General features: G+C 34.6%; 21 protein-coding genes. 16 read left to right on the top strand and 5 right to left on the bottom strand.

Features of this window, described 5'->3' with window-relative positions; genetic code table 11:
* Positions 1 to 36 precede the first annotated feature (36 nt).
* The gene (locus H2O64_RS03055; RefSeq protein WP_187560660.1) at positions 37 to 1,410 is read right to left on the bottom strand and encodes a DUF1800 domain-containing protein; all 1,374 of its coding nucleotides are present in this window, start codon (positions 1,408 to 1,410) and stop codon (positions 37 to 39) included.
* A 308-nt stretch (positions 1,411 to 1,718) separates the two neighbouring features.
* On the opposite strand from H2O64_RS03055, the gene H2O64_RS03050 reads away from it, so the two are divergent.
* The 15 genes from H2O64_RS03050 (at position 1,719) to H2O64_RS02980 (ending at position 14,742) form a co-directional block, all read left to right on the top strand.
* The gene (locus tag H2O64_RS03050; RefSeq protein ID WP_187560659.1) at positions 1,719 to 2,174 is read left to right on the top strand and encodes a MarR family winged helix-turn-helix transcriptional regulator; all 456 of its coding nucleotides are present in this window, start codon (positions 1,719 to 1,721) and stop codon (positions 2,172 to 2,174) included.
* Between the two features lie 57 nt (positions 2,175 to 2,231).
* Positions 2,232 to 2,798 (top strand): YceI family protein, encoded by a 567-nt coding sequence (locus H2O64_RS03045; RefSeq protein WP_187560658.1) that lies wholly within the window; start codon positions 2,232 to 2,234, stop codon positions 2,796 to 2,798.
* A 193-nt stretch (positions 2,799 to 2,991) separates the two neighbouring features.
* Complete coding sequence (locus H2O64_RS03040; RefSeq protein WP_187560657.1) at positions 2,992 to 4,386, top strand: anthranilate synthase component I family protein; 1,395 nt, start codon at positions 2,992 to 2,994, stop codon at positions 4,384 to 4,386.
* Between the two features lie 183 nt (positions 4,387 to 4,569).
* Positions 4,570 to 5,136, top strand: coding sequence for an anthranilate synthase component II (locus H2O64_RS03035; RefSeq protein ID WP_187560656.1), 567 nt, complete (start codon positions 4,570 to 4,572; stop codon positions 5,134 to 5,136).
* Positions 5,137 to 5,224: 88 nt separating this feature from the next.
* On the top strand, positions 5,225 to 6,217 hold the full coding sequence (gene trpD, locus H2O64_RS03030) for an anthranilate phosphoribosyltransferase (RefSeq protein ID WP_187560655.1): 993 nt from the start codon (positions 5,225 to 5,227) through the stop codon (positions 6,215 to 6,217).
* Positions 6,218 to 6,370: 153 nt separating this feature from the next.
* Positions 6,371 to 7,156 (top strand): indole-3-glycerol phosphate synthase TrpC, encoded by a 786-nt coding sequence (trpC, locus tag H2O64_RS03025; RefSeq protein WP_187560654.1) that lies wholly within the window; start codon positions 6,371 to 6,373, stop codon positions 7,154 to 7,156.
* Positions 7,157 to 7,194: 38 nt separating this feature from the next.
* A complete protein-coding gene (locus H2O64_RS03020) occupies positions 7,195 to 7,902 on the top strand; it encodes a phosphoribosylanthranilate isomerase (protein WP_187560653.1) in 708 nt (235 codons plus the stop codon).
* A 25-nt stretch (positions 7,903 to 7,927) separates the two neighbouring features.
* Complete coding sequence (locus H2O64_RS03015; protein ID WP_187560652.1) at positions 7,928 to 8,206, top strand: GIY-YIG nuclease family protein; 279 nt, start codon at positions 7,928 to 7,930, stop codon at positions 8,204 to 8,206.
* 192 nt (positions 8,207 to 8,398) lie between these two features.
* A complete protein-coding gene (gene trpB / locus H2O64_RS03010) occupies positions 8,399 to 9,586 on the top strand; it encodes a tryptophan synthase subunit beta (protein WP_187560651.1) in 1,188 nt (395 codons plus the stop codon).
* A gap of 42 nt (positions 9,587 to 9,628) precedes the next feature.
* On the top strand, positions 9,629 to 9,913 hold the full coding sequence (locus H2O64_RS03005) for a GIY-YIG nuclease family protein (protein WP_187560650.1): 285 nt from the start codon (positions 9,629 to 9,631) through the stop codon (positions 9,911 to 9,913).
* 57 nt (positions 9,914 to 9,970) lie between these two features.
* Complete coding sequence (gene trpA / locus H2O64_RS03000; protein ID WP_187560649.1) at positions 9,971 to 10,732, top strand: tryptophan synthase subunit alpha; 762 nt, start codon at positions 9,971 to 9,973, stop codon at positions 10,730 to 10,732.
* 46 nt (positions 10,733 to 10,778) lie between these two features.
* On the top strand, positions 10,779 to 12,572 hold the full coding sequence (locus tag H2O64_RS02995) for a DUF885 domain-containing protein (RefSeq protein WP_187560648.1): 1,794 nt from the start codon (positions 10,779 to 10,781) through the stop codon (positions 12,570 to 12,572).
* Complete coding sequence (gene rlmF, locus H2O64_RS02990) at positions 12,542 to 13,465, top strand: 23S rRNA (adenine(1618)-N(6))-methyltransferase RlmF (protein ID WP_187560647.1); 924 nt, start codon at positions 12,542 to 12,544, stop codon at positions 13,463 to 13,465. Before H2O64_RS02995 ends, rlmF begins: the two co-directional genes overlap by 31 nt.
* A 152-nt stretch (positions 13,466 to 13,617) precedes the next feature.
* Positions 13,618 to 14,181 (top strand): metallophosphoesterase family protein, encoded by a 564-nt coding sequence (locus H2O64_RS02985; protein ID WP_187560646.1) that lies wholly within the window; start codon positions 13,618 to 13,620, stop codon positions 14,179 to 14,181.
* Positions 14,182 to 14,319: 138 nt separating this feature from the next.
* On the top strand, positions 14,320 to 14,742 hold the full coding sequence (locus H2O64_RS02980) for a DUF805 domain-containing protein (protein WP_187560645.1): 423 nt from the start codon (positions 14,320 to 14,322) through the stop codon (positions 14,740 to 14,742).
* A gap of 20 nt (positions 14,743 to 14,762) precedes the next feature.
* On the opposite strand, the gene H2O64_RS02975 is transcribed toward H2O64_RS02980, so the two are convergent.
* From H2O64_RS02975 to H2O64_RS02960, 4 genes are all read right to left on the bottom strand, one after another.
* Entirely contained in the window at positions 14,763 to 15,494 is a 732-nt protein-coding gene (locus H2O64_RS02975) for a uracil-DNA glycosylase family protein (protein ID WP_187560644.1), read from the bottom strand.
* Between the two features lie 279 nt (positions 15,495 to 15,773).
* The gene (locus H2O64_RS02970) at positions 15,774 to 16,511 is read right to left on the bottom strand and encodes a hypothetical protein (RefSeq protein WP_187560643.1); all 738 of its coding nucleotides are present in this window, start codon (positions 16,509 to 16,511) and stop codon (positions 15,774 to 15,776) included.
* A 4-nt stretch (positions 16,512 to 16,515) separates the two neighbouring features.
* The gene (gene yaaA, locus H2O64_RS02965; RefSeq protein ID WP_187560642.1) at positions 16,516 to 17,274 is read right to left on the bottom strand and encodes a peroxide stress protein YaaA; all 759 of its coding nucleotides are present in this window, start codon (positions 17,272 to 17,274) and stop codon (positions 16,516 to 16,518) included.
* Between the two features lie 32 nt (positions 17,275 to 17,306).
* Positions 17,307 to 17,963 (bottom strand): VOC family protein, encoded by a 657-nt coding sequence (locus H2O64_RS02960; RefSeq protein ID WP_187560641.1) that lies wholly within the window; start codon positions 17,961 to 17,963, stop codon positions 17,307 to 17,309.
* A gap of 249 nt (positions 17,964 to 18,212) precedes the next feature.
* Here H2O64_RS02960 and H2O64_RS02955 point away from each other — a divergent pair, with 249 nt between their 5' ends.
* Entirely contained in the window at positions 18,213 to 18,764 is a 552-nt protein-coding gene (locus H2O64_RS02955) for a hypothetical protein (protein ID WP_187560640.1), read from the top strand.
* The last annotated feature ends 1 nt before the right edge of the window (position 18,765 follow it).

Raw genomic sequence — 18,765 nt, 5'->3', positions numbered from 1 at the left:
TTCCCATGAAAATGGGAATCTAATTCACTCTAAAATTTAACACAATTGATATTCAGGCAACGACATCAATTGAATGCAATATTCTTTCAAATCCTGATCGGCTAACTTGTCTAAATAAGTTGCTGTTCCTTTATTTAATGGACTTACCAATAAAACTTGCTGTAATTGTGTTGTCGTTATATTTTTTTGTTCCGAATAAAACATTTCCCAATCGGGAAGTACTTTTAGTTTTCGTTGTCGATTTCGTTTGGTATTAAAACGTTGAAAATCGTCTTCAAACGCGCCTTTTTCATCCAATGCAATCGCGCCTTTTGCTAATAATATGGAAGGTAAATTAAGGCGTAACATCATTGTATTCGGATTGATCCAATTTCTGCCGCCTTTCCAACCAGCAACATTTGGCGGAAATAATAAATGCTGTCCTAATAATTTTTGCAGATACACAAGTTCGCGTTCTTTTTCAAACTGCATTGGCACGACATTATGAACGCCCACTAAAAATTCTACGGGCGATTTTATCTTCGTTCCTATATTTTTTTGATCATAAAACCAATCGGAAAGCAATACAAAACGCATTAAGTTTTCAATGTCATAGTCTTTATAAAAAACTTCGGTCATTTCGCGTATGCGAGAAGGATCTAGTTGATCATTCACAAAATAACGGTAGACTTTTTCACAGATAAATTGCGCACATTGTTTTTGCTTCAAGATGATTTCGATAATATCGTCTCCATCAAAATTTCCGGTTTCGCCAAAGAAAGTTTTCTCTCCGTAATCATGCTGAAATCTGCGCAAGCGAAAATTCCCCACAAAATCATGATTCCAACCTGTAAACGCACGCGCCGCTTCTTTAATGTCTTTTTCAGAATATTGATCGCGTCCAAGCGTAAACAACTCCATCAATTCGCGCGCAAAGTTTTCGTTGGGCTTTTCCTTTTTATTTTGTTTTGTGTTTAAATACTTAATCATTGCTGCTTCTTTAGAAATGGCAACGACAAAATCTTTGAAGTTTCCTAAAGCGTGTTTGCGAAGTGTATTATTGTATTGTTGAATATGAAGAATATTTTTATCATGACATACAAAATGATTTGCCCAAAAAAGTGTCATTTTTTCGCGTAAAACTTCTTGTGTAGTTCCAAGTCTGTAGATCCAAGCAATATTGAGTTCGTGTACTTTTTTCACGCTGTCTTTAATCAGCGAGCGTAGTTTTTTTCGATCGTTTCGTTGTGCATTTCGCACTTGTGCAGTGAGTTCAGAAACATCGACCGTAAGTGGTTTTACTTTGCGAGAAGCGTCAAATACTTGTGAAACAATTGTTGCACGTGATTTGTTTTGCAAAGCACTCGCTGCTGTATATGAAATCCCAAAGCCTACTCTATTATATATATGTACTATTTCTTGTAACGTCATACTGAACAGCTTTTATGCTAAGACTGTAAAACGCTGAAATAGTTTAATTTGGTATTTATTTGAAATTTAAAATTCGTCACTTTGAGTAATTTTCGAGAGAAAATTGTATCGAGAAGCAATTTGAAACCACATAAATTTTTTCTGTTTTTGAATTTTTCTCGATACTATTTTTCTTCACTTCATTTCAAAAAATCACTCGAAATGACGTTTTGAATGATTTATCATTTTTTAATTAAATTTTAACACTTCCAAAGTTGCACACGTTCTCAATTTAATTACATTTGTATATACAATTGTTGTACATACAAATGAGTAAATTAGAAGACATCTTAAAAAGTGACGCAACCTTGCCTTTAGCAAAGCGAACTGCATTAAATTTTATGATCACGAACAAAACGTTATCAGAAAATTATTTAGACTTCTTTAAACAGTATGATATTTCAGGACAGCAATTTAATGTATTGCGCATCTTAAAAGGTCAAAAAGGGAAACCTGCTAACTTGGCTACGATTCAAGAACGCATGATTGACAAGAATAGCAACACAACGCGATTGATTGACAAATTGATTTTAAAAGGCTTTGTAGAAAGAACGATTTGTCCTGAAAACCGAAGAAAAGTAGAAATCATCATTACAAAAAATGGTTTAAAACTGTTAGACGTAATTGACCCAAAATTAAATCGACTAGAAGAAGACATTATGAAACCGTTGACCACAACAGAAGCGGAAACATTAAACATATTATTAGAAAAACTAAGAGGTTAGCAATCCTTTTAAAATTGCCCTAAATAATACAATAGACATAAATTAAAAACAAAAAAAATGAAAACACGTATCTTAACATTAGTAGCATTATTCATATTTGCTACGGTAACAACAGCTTTTTCTCAGGAAAAAAGAATTGACACAGAAGCAAGTTCTATTGCTTGGACAGGTTATAAAGTAACAGGACAACACGAAGGAACCATTAATTTTAAAGGTGGCGCATTAGAGTTTAAAGACGGAAAACTTGTGGGCGGAACGTTTACCATAAACATGACAACAATTAATACTACTGATTTAACTGGAGAATACAAAGGAAAACTTGACGGACATTTAAAATCTGACGACTTTTTTGGTGTAGCTAAATTTCCAGATGCAGTTTTAAACTTTAGAAAAGTTGTAGAAACTGATGATAACATCTACAGAGTTGCTGCCGATTTAACAATCAAAGGAAATAAATCACCTATTACATTTGATATTGAAGTAGAAGCGAATACTGCAGAAGCAAAATTAAAAGTAGATCGTACAAAATATGGTATCAAATACGGTTCGGCTTCTTTCTTTGACGGATTAAAAGATAAAGCGATCAATGACGAATTTGATTTAAACGTACAATTAAAATTCTAAAATATTTTTTATTATAAAATTCATTGCTATATTTGTTACAACAAAAACAGAAAATGAAATCAAATTTAGTAAATACTTGGTGGTGGAACTTACGAACACAAAACTCGTGAGCTAAGTCCCTATTTACTAAGAATAGATATATAAAAAGACTTGTCAATCACGACAAGTCTTTTTTTTTGAAACAAACCGAACTATGTATTCTTTAAAAACGACCTACAAAAAAATTCTGGCCGATACCATAACGCCAGTAAGTGTATATCTGAAAATCAGAGATAAATATCCTAATAGTTTACTGCTTGAAAGTAGCGACTATCACGCCAGCGGAAACAGTTTTTCGTATGTATGTTGCAATCCAATTGCGAGTATTAAAGTTGTTAATGAAACGCTTACGCGGGAATTTCCAAATGGTGAAAAATACATCACTCCTATTGATGCAACTACGAATGTTCCTGAGTTGATTCATGAGTTTTCACAACAATTTAAAACAGATAAAAACGATTTTAAGTTCATCAACAATGGTTTGTTTGGCTACATAGCGTACGATGCAGTTCGTTATTTTGAAGATGTCGAAATATCAAAAAAAGAACAATCGCTTAATATTCCAGATATTTACTATGCAGTATATCAAAACATCATTGCGTTCAATCATTTCAAAAATGAAGCGTATATCTTTTCACATTGCTATGAAACAGCAGACAACATTGCCTCCATTGAACATTTACTAAGTTCCAAAAACTTTACAACGTATAACTTCAAAATTGATGGTGAACGTACTTCTAATTTAGATGATGAACAGTTCAAACAAAATGTAACCTTGGCAAAAAAACATTGCTTTCGCGGCGATGTATTTCAATTAGTTCTATCGCGAAGATTCATTCAAAAATTTAAAGGAGATGAGTTCAATGTATATCGCGCATTGCGAAGCATTAACCCTTCTCCATATCTATTCTATTTTGATTATGGCGATTTCAAAATCTTTGGTTCTTCGCCAGAAGCGCAACTCGTTGTACAAGACAATCACACAGAAATTCACCCAATTGCCGGAACGTTCAAACGTAGTGGAAATGACGAACGCGATGCAGAATTAGCAAAAGAATTATTCGACGATCCAAAAGAAAATGCAGAACACGTAATGTTAGTCGATTTGGCTCGAAACGATTTAAGCAGAAACGGAAATCAAGTCAAAGTAGAAACTTATAAAGAATTGCAATTCTTTTCGCATGTCATTCACTTAGTATCGAAAGTAACAGCTCAAAAACATAAAGATGCATTAACGATGCAAGTCGTTGCAGATACCTTTCCAGCAGGAACTTTAAGCGGCGCACCAAAACACAAAGCCATGCAGCTCATTGAAAAGTACGAAACCTCAAACCGTGATTTTTATGGCGGCGCAATTGGTTTTATGGATTTCGACGGAAACTTCAATCATGCCATTATGATTCGTACGTTTCTAAGCAAAAATCATCAATTACATTACCAAGCTGGTGCTGGAATTGTAGCAAAATCACAAGAAGAAAACGAAAATCAAGAAGTATACAACAAACTAAGAGCGTTGAATACTGCGTTGGAAATTGCGGAAACCATTTGAAATTTTAAATGTAAAAGTAAACGTCTTTGCGAGGCGACAGCCGAAGCAATCTGTTAGTTAAAATATCAAAATCGTCACTTCTAGTGTGCTGAACTTGGTTTAGTATCTATCGAGAAGTGATTTAAAAATAAGAAGTAAAAAAAGCTAATAGCTAAAGGCTAGAAGCGAAAAGCCAATAAAAAAATGAAAAAAGTATTAGTCATAGATAATTACGATAGCTTCACGTACAATCTTGTGCATTATTTGGAAGATTTAGATTGTAATGTTACGGTAAAAAGAAATGATCAGCTTTCGCTGGAAGAAGTAGACGGTTATGAAAAAATCATTCTTTCGCCAGGCCCAGGAATTCCAGATGAAGCTGGGTTACTCAAAGCAATTATTGCAAGATATGCGCCTACAAAAAGTATTTTAGGTGTGTGTTTAGGACAACAAGCTATTGGCGAAGTATTTGGCGGAACGCTTTCAAACCTTTCAGAAGTTTATCATGGTGTTGCTACAAATATTGAAGTTTCTGTTGATGACGAATCACTATTTGATGGTTTACCAAAAACTTTTGAAGTTGGACGTTATCATTCGTGGATTGTTGCAAGTCCATTACCCGAAAGTTTAGAAGCAACTTCGTTTGATGAAAACGGACAAATTATGTCACTTCGTCACAAAGTCTATAACGTTCGCGGTGTGCAATATCATCCAGAATCGGTATTAACGCCACATGGAAAGCAAATATTAGAAAACTGGGTAAAAAATTAGATTTACTTAGACCTGTTAGACTTATTAGATTAGTTAGATAAAAATTACCGCTAGAAGCTAAAGGCTAACAGCGAAAAGCCAATAAAAAATGAAAAACCTACTAAACAGACTTATCAATCACGAAAACATTACGGAAGCGGAAGCCAAACAAGTATTGGTCAACATTTCGAAAGATATGTACAATCCAAATCAGATTGCTTCATTTCTAACCGTTTTTATGATGCGCAGCATTACACTGGAAGAACTCAAAGGCTTCCGCGACGCATTGTTAGAATTGTGTATTCCTGTAGATTTATCAGCGTATAACGCCATTGATTTGTGCGGAACAGGCGGCGACGGAAAAGACACGTTCAACATCTCAACGTTGGCTTCTTTCATTACGGCCGGTGCTGGTGTAAAAGTTGCCAAACACGGAAACTATGGTGTTTCATCTGTAAGCGGTTCCTCAAACGTGATGGAACATTTAGGAGTCAAATTTACCAACGACACCGACTTTCTTGAAAAATGTATTGACAAAACAGGAATCTGTGTATTGCACGCACCATTATTTCATCCAGCTATGAAAAATGTGGCACCAATTCGTAGAGCTTTGGGCGTAAAAACATTCTTTAATATGTTAGGTCCAATGGTAAATCCTTCATTTCCGAAGAATCAAATGGTGGGTGTTTTCAACTTAGAATTGGCGAGAATGTATGGTTATTTATACCAAAATACAGATAAGAATTACACCATTTTACATGCGTTAGATGGTTATGATGAAATTTCACTGACGGGCGCAACAAAAGCTATTCGAAACAATTCGGAAGAAATGCTAACACCAGAAGATTTTGGCGTTCCGACACATTCGCAAGCATCAATTTATGGTGGTGATTCAGTCGCTTCGGCAGCAGAAATTTTCACAAATATACTAGAAGGAAAAGGTACCGATCCACAAAACAATGTGGTTTGTGCCAATGCAGGAATGGCAATTGCTACGGTAAATGGATTGGAAGCAAAAGAAGGTTTTGAAATCGCGAAAGAATCCTTGCATTCTGGAAAAGCGTTGCAAGTATTGAAAAAATTACAGGAGTTGAGTAAATAGTTGCTTTTTCATTCCCGCGTGTCACATCGAGCGCAGTCGAGATGCAGGAATCTATACGTGACTAGCTAAGAATAAACAATCAGAAGGTTCCCGTTTGCACGGGAATGATTAAAGAGTTTCCCGCCTTCGCGGGAATAAAAATTGAAAACTTTTATGACCATTTTAGATAAAATCATCGCAGACAAATACAAAGAAGTCGCACTTAAAAAAAGTATCATTCCAGTATCGCAATTAGAAAATTCGGTATTATTTGGTCGTAAAACTTCTTCTTTAGCAACCGCTTTGCGCGAAAGTACAACGGGAATTATTGCTGAATTTAAAAGGCGTTCACCTTCAAAAGCAGTCATCAATCAAAGTGCAAGCGTTCAAGATGTAGCACAAGGTTATGAGCATGCGGGCGTTTGTGGAATGTCTGTTTTGACAGATGGAAAATACTTTGGCGGTTCGTTAGATGATGTATTATTAGCAAGAGCGAGCGTACAATTTCCAATATTGCGAAAAGAATTTATCGTAGATGAATATCAAATCTTAGAAGCCAAAGCACATGGCGCAGATGTTATTTTGCTCATCGCAGCAGTATTGACGAGAAACGAAATTAAATCGTTATCGGAAGTTGCTAAAAGTTTAGGTTTAGATGTATTGTTGGAAGTTCATAATTTAGAAGAATTGCAGAAATCCATCATGCCATCGTTAGATATGTTAGGCGTAAACAATCGCAATTTAAAAACCTTTGAAGTCAGCACAGACATTAGTAAAGAATTGTCAAATCATATTCCAACTGACTTTGTAAAAGTTTCAGAAAGTGGAATTAGTTCGGTAGCTGCGATTAAAGAACTGAAACCTTTTGGTTATCAAGGTTTTTTAATTGGTGAAAATTTTATGAAAACGGAAAATCCCGGTGGAAGTGCGTTGGCGTTTATAAATGAATTGAAGAAATAGATTCCCACTTTCGTGGGAACACAAAAACAAGTGTTGTGATGAAGCTCAAAATATGCGGAATGAAATACGAAGATAATATGACAGCAATTAGCGAATTGCAGCCAGATTACTTGGGTTTTATATTCTATAAAAAATCATCACGTTTTTTTGATACAAGTATTCCAGAAATTCCGAAAAGCATAAAAAGAACGGGAGTTTTTGTGAATGCTTCGATAGAAGATATCTTTAAAAAAATAAAATTACACGATTTGCAAGCAATACAATTACATGGAAGTGAAAGTGTTGAGTTTTGTGCTGAATTGAAAAAAATATGTCACATCGAGCGCAGTCGAGATGCTCGTGATGAGATACTGAATCAAGTTCAGCATGATGATTTCAATACGCACGTTGCGCATATTGAAATCATCAAAGTATTTTCTATAAAAGACGAATTTGATTTTACGGTTTTGAAACCGTATGAAGCTGCTGTGGATTATTTTTTGTTTGACACCAAAGGAAAATTACCTGGCGGAAATGGAGTTACGTTTGATTGGAAAGTGTTGGAAAATTATCCGTCTAAAAAACCTTTCTTTTTAAGTGGCGGAATAGGTTTGGAAACGATTCCAAAACTTGAAGCTTTTCTGAACAGTAGCGCTTCAAACTATTGCCATGCGTTAGACATTAATAGTAAGTTTGAAATTGTACCTGGATTGAAAGATGTTGAGAAATTGAAAGAATTTAAAAATAAAATTACAACGTCATGCTGAACTTGATTCAGCATCACATTAAGAAATGAAAGAAAGTTATGTTTATATAATGACAAATAAATACAGAACTACTTTTTATATTGGGGTAACCTCTAGTTTAAAAAATAGAATGTTTGAACATGCTTCTGGAAAAGGTTCTGAGTTTACTAAAAGATATAACTTAACCGATTTAGTTTATTACGAAAAATTTCTTGACATCAATCAAGCGATAGCAAGAGAAAAACAATTAAAAAATTGGCAAAGAAGCTGGAAAATTGATTTAATAAAAGAATTGAATCCAACTATGGAAACTTTGGAATTATAAGTCCAAGATTATGTGAAACTGAATCAAGTTCAGTTTGACGAAAAGAAAATAGGGCGTCATGCTGAACTTGATTCAGCATCTCACTCGTAAGTTTTAAAATGAGTATATGAAACTGAATCAAACTCAGTTTAACGAAAATTATAAAAAAAGTGCAACTTAAATAGATTCCCGCCTACGCGGGAATAGAAGACTATGAAAAAGACCTATCACGTTAACGAAAAAGGATATTACGGCACGTTTGGCGGCGCGTATATTCCAGAAATGTTATATCCAAATGTGGAAGAATTACGTCAAAAGTATTTGGATATTATGTATGAAGATTCTTTTCAGAAAGAATTCAAACAGTTACTAAAAGATTACGTCGGACGACCATCGCCGTTATTTTACGCGGAACGTTTGTCTGAAAAGTACAAGACCAAAATTTACCTAAAGCGTGAAGATTTAAACCATACTGGTGCACACAAAGTAAATAATACCATCGGGCAAATTTTGATGGCAAAACGTTTGGGCAAAACCAGAATTATTGCCGAAACTGGCGCAGGACAACACGGTGTTGCCACAGCAACAGTTTGTGCATTAATGGGCATGGAATGTATTGTGTATATGGGCGAAATTGACATTGCGCGACAAGCACCAAATGTAGCGCGCATGAAAATGTTAGGCGCAGAAGTTCGGGCTGCATTGTCTGGAAGTAGAACCTTGAAAGATGCCACAAACGAAGCGATTCGCGATTGGATTAGCAATCCTGTAGATACACATTATATTATTGGTTCGGTGGTTGGTCCGCATCCGTATCCTGATATGGTGGCTCGTTTTCAAGCCGTGATTTCAGAAGAAATAGAATGGCAGTTACAAGAAAAAGAAGGTCGCTCCTATCCCGATCATGTGATTGCGTGTGTTGGTGGCGGAAGTAACGCAGCTGGTGCTTTTTATCAATATTTAGATGATGAACGCGTGAATTTAATTGCCGTGGAAGCAGCCGGAAAAGGAATTCATTCTGGTGAAAGTGCCGCAACTTCGGTGTTGGGTGAAGATGGAATTATTCACGGAAGTAGAACGTTGTTAATGCAAACCAAAGACGGACAAATAACAGAACCGTATTCTATTTCAGCAGGATTGGATTATCCTGGTGTTGGACCCATGCACGCACATTTATATGCAAGCAATCGTGCTGAATTTATTTCAATTACAGATGATGAAGCAATGACAGCTGGACTCGAATTGTCACAACTAGAAGGAATTATTCCAGCGATAGAAACCTCGCATGCATTGGCAATTTTTGATACACGGAAATTCAAGGAAGACGAAATTGTTGTGCTGAATTTATCGGGTCGTGGTGACAAGGATTTGAATACGTATATAGAATACTTCAAGTTATAAATTTTTCATTCCTGCGAAGGCAGGAATCTATAAAATTATCAAATGGATATTCAATATGTATATATACTGACAAATAAAAATCATACGGTTTTGTATGTTGGATGGTCTAAACAATTGAAAAAGCGATTGATTCAACACAAAAACAATGAAAAAGATACGTTTACTGGTAAATATAATGTTCACAAGCTCGTATATTTTGAAACTACGAAGTATGTAAATAATGCTATTAAAAGAGAACGACAACTAAAGAAATGGAATCGACAATGGAAGATAAATTTGATCAACGGATTAAACCCTGATTGGAAAGATCTTTCTGAGTATATATAATTATTTAGAATTGTGTGAGATTCCCACCTTCGTGGGAATGAAAAATATAATAATACAATGAACAGAATAAACCAAAAATTACAAGAAGATAAAAAGTTATTATCCATCTATTTTACCGCAGGATATCCAAGTTTGAATGATACGGTTGGCGTACTTCAAAATCTGGAAAAAAGCGGCGTTGATATGGTCGAAATTGGATTGCCGTTTAGTGATCCTTTAGCCGATGGACCAACGATTCAAGCAAGTTCTACGCAAGCGTTGGAAAACGGAATGACGAGCGAAATTTTGTTTGAGCAATTAACTGACATTCGAAAAACAGTTTCTATTCCGCTAATTATTATGGGCTATTTGAATCCGATGATGCAATACGGAATTGAAGCATTTTGCGCAAAATGTAAAGAAGTCGGAATTGATGGTTTGATTATTCCTGATATGCCTGTGAATGTATATCACGAGCAGTTTCAAGCTATTTTTGAGAAATACGGTTTAATCAATGTGTTTTTGATTACGCCGCAAACTTCCGAAGAACGCATTCGATTCATCGATAGTATTTCCGACGGATTTATTTATATGGTAAGTTCGGCTGGAACCACAGGCGCAAAAAGTAGTTTCGGCAATGCACAATCTGACTATTTTGATAGAATTGGCAATATGAATTTGAAAAACCCGCAAGTTGTCGGTTTTGGAATTTCCAATCGTGAAACTTTCACGCAAGCAACAAGTAAAGCAAAAGGAGCCATTATTGGAAGTGCTTTTATCAAACATTTGACAAAACATGGAGTTGATACTATTTCAGATTTTATCAACGAAATTAGATAATCTAAAATACCGTACTTTTAAACATTTATAAATTCAATCAAAAAAAATGAAAAAATACATTTATATCCTTTCGCTAATTTTATGTTTTTCTTGTGAAGATGAGAAGAAACCAACCACTGATACTCCTGACAAATCTACACAAACATTTGCTGCTTTTTTGGATGATTATTATCAAAAAGGATTGGAATTGAATCCTCTGAGCGCAACAATGGCTGGTGACAATCGCTATAATGATTTGTTTCCAGATTTTTTATCGGATATACATATAGAAAAAACGAAAGCACATTACAGAACTTTTAAAACAACACTTAGAAATTATGCTGACGTTGATCTTTCTGAAAGTGAACAACTTAGCAAAGCTATTTTGAATTGGGATTGCGATATGAGTTTACGGCAATTAAGTTTTAAAAACAACACATTAATGCCTATCAATCAAATGTGGACGCTGAATTTATCAGTTGGACAATTGGCAAGCGGATCTGGCGCGCAACCTTTTAAAACCGTGGAAGATTATACAAATTGGTTGAAACGTTTGGAAGGTTATAATACTTGGCTACAATCGGCAAAAAAACGCATGCAAGAAGGTATTGATGAAGGATATGTATTGCCAAAATCGTTAATTAAAAAAGTAATTCCACAGTTTGAAGTGCTGACTTCTAAAGATTTAGAGAATCATCTATTTTATTCGCCGATTAAAAATTTTCCAGATAGTTTTTCTGATGAAAGTAAAGAACAATTAACAACAGCGTATACTACATTTTTGAAAGATACATTGATTCCATCTTTTGATGATTTACACCAGTTTTTAAAGACCGATTATTTAAACGCTGGGAGAACAAGTAGCGGAATTGCTGCAATTCCTTTTGGAGAAGCATATTATGATCATTCTATCAAAAATTATACAACCACCAATATGACAGCAGATGAAATCCATGCGTTGGGTTTGAAAGAAGTGGCGCGGATTTTGGCAGAAATGGAGAAAGTAAAAACACAAGTTGGTTTTAAAGGTGATATTAAATCATTTTTCAATTTTGTGAGAGAGAATAAAGAGTTGATGCCGTATACAGAACCGCAGCAAATTATTGATAATTTTAATGTGATTCATGATCGAATGAAGCCACAAATAGCAAAATTGTTCGATTTGAAACCAAAAACGCCTTTTGAAGTTCGCCGTACAGAAGCTTTTAGAGAAGCATCTGCAAGTGCCGAATACAATCAAGGTTCGTTGGACGGAACGCGTCCTGGGATTTTTTACACACCAATTCCTGATGCAAAAACCTATAATGTATTTTCGGATGAAGCTTTGTTTTTGCATGAAGCGATTCCTGGACATCATTATCAAATTTCATTGACACAAGAAAACGAAAATTTGCCTACGTTTAGAAAAACTTTATGGTATAGCGCGTATGGCGAAGGTTGGGCTTTGTATACTGAATCACTTGGAAAAGAATTAGGCTTATATACCGATCCGTATCAGTATTTTGGAATGCTAGGTATGGAAATGCATCGCGCCATTCGTTTGGTAGTTGATACAGGACTGCACGCCAAAGGTTGGACACGAGAACAAGCAATTGAATATTCATTGAATAATGAAGCTGAAAGCGAAGGAAGCATTATTTCAGAGATTGAACGTTATATGGCGAATCCGGGGCAAGCATTATCGTATAAGATTGGTCAGTTAAAAATTCGTGAATTGCGTGCAAAAGCTGAAACTACTTTAGGCGACAAGTTTGATATTAGAGAATTTCACAATCAGGTATTAAGTACAGGTTGTATTCCGCTTCAATTGCTAGAAGATAAAATTAATGTATGGATTCAAAAAAGAAGCGACACGAAGTAGCGAAGTCAAAATTGCATCCGCTGAATAAACATCGGGAACGCTATGATTTTAAATTGTTGATTGAACGTTGTCCCGAACTTGATTCGTTTGTAAAACCGAACAAATTTGGCGATGAATCTATTGATTTTTTTAATCCAGAAGCTGTGAAAATGCTCAATAAAGCATTGTTAAAACAGTATTATCATATTGATTATTGGGACATTCCTGAAAATTATTTGTGCCCACCAATTCCTGGTAGAGCTGATTATATTCATTATGTTGCGTCGCTTCTAGGGGAAACGTATCAGGGTGAAATCCCGAAAGGGAAACAAATTAAATGTTTAGATATTGGAACTGGCGCAAATTTGGTGTATCCAATTATTGGAACACAGGAATACGGTTGGTCGTTTATTGCTTCTGATATTGACCCGATTTCTATTGAAAATGCACAAAAGATTATTACGGAAAATTCAAATTTAACAGCTCTTATTGAAATTAGACATCAAACAAATCCGAATCAAATTTTCAAAGGAATTGTAGATCCTTCCGAATGTATTTCGGTAACAATTTGCAATCCGCCATTTCACAAATCTGCCAAAGAAGCACAAGCTGGAACGACTCGAAAACTTCAAAATTTAAAAGGAGAAAAAAGTATAAAAACTGAACTAAACTTTGGTGGACAAAGCAACGAATTGTGGTGTAAAGGTGGCGAAAAGAAGTTTATTAAAAATATGATAAAGGAAAGTAAACAGTTTGGAAAATCGTGTTTATGGTTTACGACGTTAGTTTCTAAAGAAGTGAATCTTCCCGCAATTTATAACGCTTTAAAACTTGTAAAAGCAACCACTGTAAAAACCATTCCGATGGGACAAGGAAATAAAGTAAGTCGGATTGTGGCTTGGTCATTTTTATGAAAATATAATAAATAGTACATTTACACCTTAAATATAAAAATTATGAAAACTTGTAAAAACAGAACGATGTAAACTTAGCAGTCCAAAGTTGAAATTTCGATTTCAATAGTACGCGAAGAATAAAAATATATTATACACTAAAATTTAAAGAAATGAGTACCCTATTTTTTACTTCTGACCATCACTTTGGACATAAAAATATCATCAAATTTTCAGAACGTCCTTTTACGGATGTAGATGAAATGGACGAGATTTTAATCCAAAAATGGAATGAAAAAATAAATCCTGAAGACGAAGTATATCACCTTGGTGATTTTGGACTTTCTTCTTCTGGAAAATTGAGAAAGATTTTAGACCGTTTACACGGGAAAATCTATCTTATTAATGGAAACCATGAGAAATCTGCGCAAGCGTGTCATACGCGATTTGAGTGGATTAAAGATTACCACGAATTGGTTGTGAAAGACGATGAGTTTCCACGCGGAGAACAAATGATTGTATTGTTTCATTACGCAATGCGCGAATGGAATGCTTCCCATTGGGGAACGTATCATTTATACGGACATTCGCACGGAACTTTGGCAGATAATCCAAATTCGTTATCGTTTGATATTGGTGTCGATTGTCACGATTTTTATCCGTTATCATATGAAAAGGTGAAAGCTATTATGAAAACAAAAAGCTGGAAACCACCTTTTGAAAAAAGTAATCGATAAATACATATAGTACGAGCCTTGATATAGAAAATCAAGGCTCGTTTTTTATGGTGATTTAACATTTTTTGCTTCTTTCAAAAAAGACTTACAAAAATTTATTTATATTTGAAATTAACTAACACTAATCAACAATAAATTATGGAATGGTATTTAAAAGTAGTACGTGATAATTTCGCGAACTTTGAAGGAAGAGCAAGACGTCAAGAATATTGGATGTTTATTTTGTTTAACATTATTATTTTGATAGGCTTAGTGATGACATTCGGAATACTGACTGCTATCACTCAATCTCCAGCAATAGGAATATTAGGCTTTAGTGTCTATATTATTTATGGATTGGGTATACTCATTCCAAATCTTGCGGTCATCGTACGACGCTTGCATGATACTGGAAATAGTGGTTGGATGATTCTTATTCAATTGATTCCATTAGTTGGAGGAATTTGGCTACTTGTGTTAATGTGCACAGAAGGACAAGTTGGACCAAACGAATATGGACCAGATCCAAAAGCAGCATATCCAGACGATTTAAACACTATTGGACCAAGAAGCAATAACTAAATCATTATAGATTTTCTTTTTTAGAAGAACTTTTTATATTGTAAAACGCGAAAATCAAAAGTTGTAAACGTTGGGTTTTCGCGTTTTAGTTTTCGGTATAATGGAATGCTTCCCACAGCACGATTTGCCGCGCCAGACGCTGAGGTAAGTGAAACGGTTTTGATTATTCTTGACTTCTCGACTGCGCTCGAAGTGACAGCTTGTTTATGAGATGCTGAATCAAGTTCAGCATGACCTTCGTTTTTTATAAAACCAACGTCAAACTGATGAATTCTTGGTACAATGTCTGAAACGACTTCTAGTTTTAGATTGTACTCTTTTAAGTGTTTTCGGAAGAAATATTCTGGGCCATTTTTGGAGTTTCCGCCCGTGAATAATATGGTGTGAATGCTTGGGTGTTTTTTTAGATAGCCAACCACATCCCGCAATTGAATGTTTTGCATTCCCAAATCAGAAGCATCTATTTTTTCGCGCTCGCAACTGTCAACAATATCACAAACGCCAATTTTATGTTGGATTAGGAATTGTTTTCGTTCGTCAATCGCTTCTTGCGAATTGTCATAACGCAAATTCAGCTTGTGAATTTTATCAATGAATAACCACAGCGAATTGTAATAACTTCCGTAACAGAAATTCACATCTTTTTCGAGCAAATCATCTGTGGAAAATCGTGGTGGCGGTAATGTTCCTACAATGAGTTTTTCGGTATCAGGCTGAATGAAAGGTTGGTATGGATGTTTGTGGAAGAACATGAAGTTATTTATATGTTTAATATGATACTAAATAAAGTAGTAGCTATCGTTAATCTATTTTTACTTGTTACTTTCATTTTCTTTGCTCGCACAAAGAAAACAGAAACAAAAGAAAATGCGCTTTCTCTGGCAGGTATTTTTAGTTTTTTCTTCGAAAAACTAAAACCGAAAAACTTTTACTAAATTTTCTCCAAGGCTTCGAAAATTCTTAACGCAAAACCTTTTCTATACTTCAGAGAAAGAAAAACTACTGAGATAATATTTTTTAATTAGCATGAATTATTCATTATCCAATTCTTCGCGAAACTTTCGCACATTCGTAATGACTTGTCTGTAAATACGTCTGTTTGGTTTTGTCATGTGTTCAGATTCTATGATAATTTCATCCAAAACTTCAACAGCTTTTGCGCGCTTGCCATTTTTGTAATAAAACTTAGCCAAGGTAAGGCGCTCTCCATAATTGGAATATCGTTGATCAATCACTTTCAAGTTTTGTTCAGCTTCTTCTATTCTGCCCAATTTATCAAGTGCTAAACCATAAATGTATTGCGACTTAGAATTTTTAAACTCGTGTTTGTCTTTAATTTCATCTGCCAAACGAATTACTTCTTCATAATTCTGAGATTGACTCATAGCACTAATCATTTGTGCCATTACATAAAAATCCTTTTTAAAATTACCTTTCAATGCCGCTTCATAATGTTTACTTGCATTTTCATAATCAGCATTTTCAAAATGTGCATCAGCTAATGCAACTCTGTTTTGAAATGTATCGGCAAAAGCCAATCGTTTTTCAGCATCTTTTACTTTTTTTGACGGTACAATAATCGTTACAATCTCGTCAGCTACTTTTTCAAGATCAGTTTTGTTAAATACTTGCGTCAATAAATACAGAATAGCACCTAGTAAAGGAACCATAAATATGATTAAATACCAGAAGTAATCTTTTTTGTTTTTATATGCATGGTACAAACAATATATTTGAAGAATCAGTACTGGAGAGTAGAAACGTAGCATAAAATTATCGTGTAAAAACTAATTCGTTTGTAGTAGACATTTCTTCACTAAAGCCATATCCTTCATAATTGAATCCTTTTAAATCATCAATTGTTTTAGCATTTGTGTCTATAATATAGCGCGTCATAAAACCTCTAGCAAGCTTTGCGTAAGTCATGATGGTTTTGTATTCGCCATTTTTAAAATCTTTAAAAACAGGTGTAATTACAGGGACTTTCAACGCTTTTGCATCCACAGCTTTGTAATATTCATTGCTTGCCAAATTGACAAATAATTCACCGTCTTCTAATTCGTTATTTAGTTGTGTGGTGATTTTCTTCTTCCAGAATTCATATAGATTTTTATTTTTCCCAACTGGCAACTTTGTCCCCATTTCCAAGCGATATGGCTGCATTAAATCTAATGGTTTCAACAATCCGTATTGCCCTGACAAAATTCGCAATGTGTTTTGCAACGTTTCTATTTTTTCTTCGGAAAGTGTAAACGCGTCTAATCCTTGAAAAACCGCACCACTAAAAGTGTAAATACTTGGTCGTGCATTTTCAGCAGTAAATGGCAATTGCCATTCTTGGTTTCGCTCATAGTTTACATCTGCCAAAGCATCTGAAATATTCATGAGCTTCGATAAACTTTTTCGCGACTTCTTTTTGAGTACTTTATTTAATTGTGCTGCTTCTTTTAAGAAACAAGCTTCAGTGTGTTTTTTTGTTGGGATTTTGCTATCTAAATCTAATGATTTGGCAGGTGATATGACAATCTTCATGGTATGCTCTTTCGTTTTTTTTGTTGTTAAATTTACTCTTTTTCTGGGACTATTTTACCATTTAGAAATGCAAAATTATAGTCGCCTTTAATATGAAAATCAGCTACCAATGCTTCTTCTTGTGTTGGAAACCACTTTTTCTTTGTATTGTTGACCAAAATAAACAGTCCTTCATCATTTCCTAATACACAAAAACGTTCAAAATTCCCATCATATATTGGAATTGGACGCATGGCATTCAATTCATCATAAATTGCTTTATTATCGCTTGAAACGATTCCAATTTCACTAATACTCAGTAAATCGGTTGAAGAAAACGGATGCGTATTTTTAATGTCTAAGCCTTTTCGCGCGATGAATTCGACAATATTTCCATCTACATCATAAAAATACAAGGCTTCTGCATTCCAATTGGAAAAATCAGCAATCTGTTCGCCTTCACATAGTAAAATTTCTGTTCGTTGTTGCATCCAACTTAAAGCTTCTCGAATTTTATAGGATGAAATATTAATGGCAAAATGTGCTGGATTTGTACTTTTTTCAGCAATAAACGTGAGTGAAGAAACGCCGATTCTTACCGTAAATTTTTCTTCATCAGCAACTACTAATGGTAATGCTAACACCTTCGTGTAGAAGTGTCTCTGTTCCGCTAAATGCGTTGTAAAAAGGGTTAATTCGCTAATTTGCATACTATAAAAATACAATTTTCAGAAATGATTGAATCATCTTTGAAAAAGTTATCGTTTATACAGAAATAAAGATTACTTATGAATTTGGGTTTTGGGTTTTGGGTTTTGGGTTTTGGGTTTTGGGTTTTGGGTTTTGGGTTTTGGGTTTTAAAAGAGATACTTTTAAATTTAAAATTCCCCATTTAACATTTAAAATTTAAAAACTGTAACAAACCATCATTTTTAAGAACCTATACTCAAAGTTCTTCTATGAAAATAAAATCCAACGCAACACCGTTAGAGCTAAGTTCTCCTTTTTATCTAGCAAACGAACAGTTCTGTCACGATTTTGAACGTTTTATCGCGAGTAAACAAGGAAAGGTAAAAGGAGTTTATAATGCTTGGAGTTATAGTATTTATGGCAAAATAGAAACTGGCAAAGCATGGGATTTAAAATATAAAAAAGCAACGTATTCAGGTGGAAGTATTTGGTTTTCTTCTAAATATCAAAACCTTCTAACGTTGGCAGAATGGAAATGTCATGATTTTGGAACGAATGATACTTCATTTGTTGTGCGGAAAAAGAAATTTTTAGATCTACTGAATCCTTCTTTTTCAAAAGTAGATACTCATGAAAATTATGTAATAAAGGCAAAAAAAGGAAAACCAAGAGTGCTTCCGCAACTAGTAAGCATTCTAAAACCGCTTTTCGAATCTAAAGAAATTTATAAAATTACCTGTAAAAATAATACACTCATTATCGAATTGAGAAACGAAGGACATCATTTCGATATTTTCAATCAATTGATTCAACTTTCATAGA

The organism is Kordia aestuariivivens, from assembly GCF_014397005.1.
Lineage (GTDB): Bacteria > Bacteroidota > Bacteroidia > Flavobacteriales > Flavobacteriaceae > Kordia > Kordia aestuariivivens.
This window is presented reverse-complemented; position numbering and strand designations above follow the sequence as displayed.

Excerpts from the sequence above, each read along its gene's own strand:
- H2O64_RS03055 (WP_187560660.1), bottom strand. The coding sequence starts at position 1,410 with ATGACGTTACAAGAAATAGTACATATATATAATAGAGTAGGCTTTGGG.
- H2O64_RS03050 (WP_187560659.1), top strand. The coding sequence starts at position 1,719 with ATGAGTAAATTAGAAGACATCTTAAAAAGTGACGCAACCTTGCCTTTA.
- H2O64_RS03045 (WP_187560658.1), top strand. The coding sequence starts at position 2,232 with ATGAAAACACGTATCTTAACATTAGTAGCATTATTCATATTTGCTACG.
- H2O64_RS03040 (WP_187560657.1), top strand. The coding sequence starts at position 2,992 with ATGTATTCTTTAAAAACGACCTACAAAAAAATTCTGGCCGATACCATA.
- H2O64_RS03035 (WP_187560656.1), top strand. The coding sequence starts at position 4,570 with ATGAAAAAAGTATTAGTCATAGATAATTACGATAGCTTCACGTACAAT.
- trpD (WP_187560655.1), top strand. The coding sequence starts at position 5,225 with ATGAAAAACCTACTAAACAGACTTATCAATCACGAAAACATTACGGAA.
- trpC (WP_187560654.1), top strand. The coding sequence starts at position 6,371 with ATGACCATTTTAGATAAAATCATCGCAGACAAATACAAAGAAGTCGCA.
- H2O64_RS03020 (WP_187560653.1), top strand. The coding sequence starts at position 7,195 with ATGAAGCTCAAAATATGCGGAATGAAATACGAAGATAATATGACAGCA.
- H2O64_RS03015 (WP_187560652.1), top strand. The coding sequence starts at position 7,928 with ATGAAAGAAAGTTATGTTTATATAATGACAAATAAATACAGAACTACT.
- trpB (WP_187560651.1), top strand. The coding sequence starts at position 8,399 with ATGAAAAAGACCTATCACGTTAACGAAAAAGGATATTACGGCACGTTT.
- H2O64_RS03005 (WP_187560650.1), top strand. The coding sequence starts at position 9,629 with ATGGATATTCAATATGTATATATACTGACAAATAAAAATCATACGGTT.
- trpA (WP_187560649.1), top strand. The coding sequence starts at position 9,971 with ATGAACAGAATAAACCAAAAATTACAAGAAGATAAAAAGTTATTATCC.
- H2O64_RS02995 (WP_187560648.1), top strand. The coding sequence starts at position 10,779 with ATGAAAAAATACATTTATATCCTTTCGCTAATTTTATGTTTTTCTTGT.
- rlmF (WP_187560647.1), top strand. The coding sequence starts at position 12,542 with ATGGATTCAAAAAAGAAGCGACACGAAGTAGCGAAGTCAAAATTGCAT.
- H2O64_RS02985 (WP_187560646.1), top strand. The coding sequence starts at position 13,618 with ATGAGTACCCTATTTTTTACTTCTGACCATCACTTTGGACATAAAAAT.
- H2O64_RS02980 (WP_187560645.1), top strand. The coding sequence starts at position 14,320 with ATGGAATGGTATTTAAAAGTAGTACGTGATAATTTCGCGAACTTTGAA.
- H2O64_RS02975 (WP_187560644.1), bottom strand. The coding sequence starts at position 15,494 with ATGTTCTTCCACAAACATCCATACCAACCTTTCATTCAGCCTGATACC.
- H2O64_RS02970 (WP_187560643.1), bottom strand. The coding sequence starts at position 16,511 with ATGCTACGTTTCTACTCTCCAGTACTGATTCTTCAAATATATTGTTTG.
- yaaA (WP_187560642.1), bottom strand. The coding sequence starts at position 17,274 with ATGAAGATTGTCATATCACCTGCCAAATCATTAGATTTAGATAGCAAA.
- H2O64_RS02960 (WP_187560641.1), bottom strand. The coding sequence starts at position 17,963 with ATGCAAATTAGCGAATTAACCCTTTTTACAACGCATTTAGCGGAACAG.
- H2O64_RS02955 (WP_187560640.1), top strand. The coding sequence starts at position 18,213 with ATGAAAATAAAATCCAACGCAACACCGTTAGAGCTAAGTTCTCCTTTT.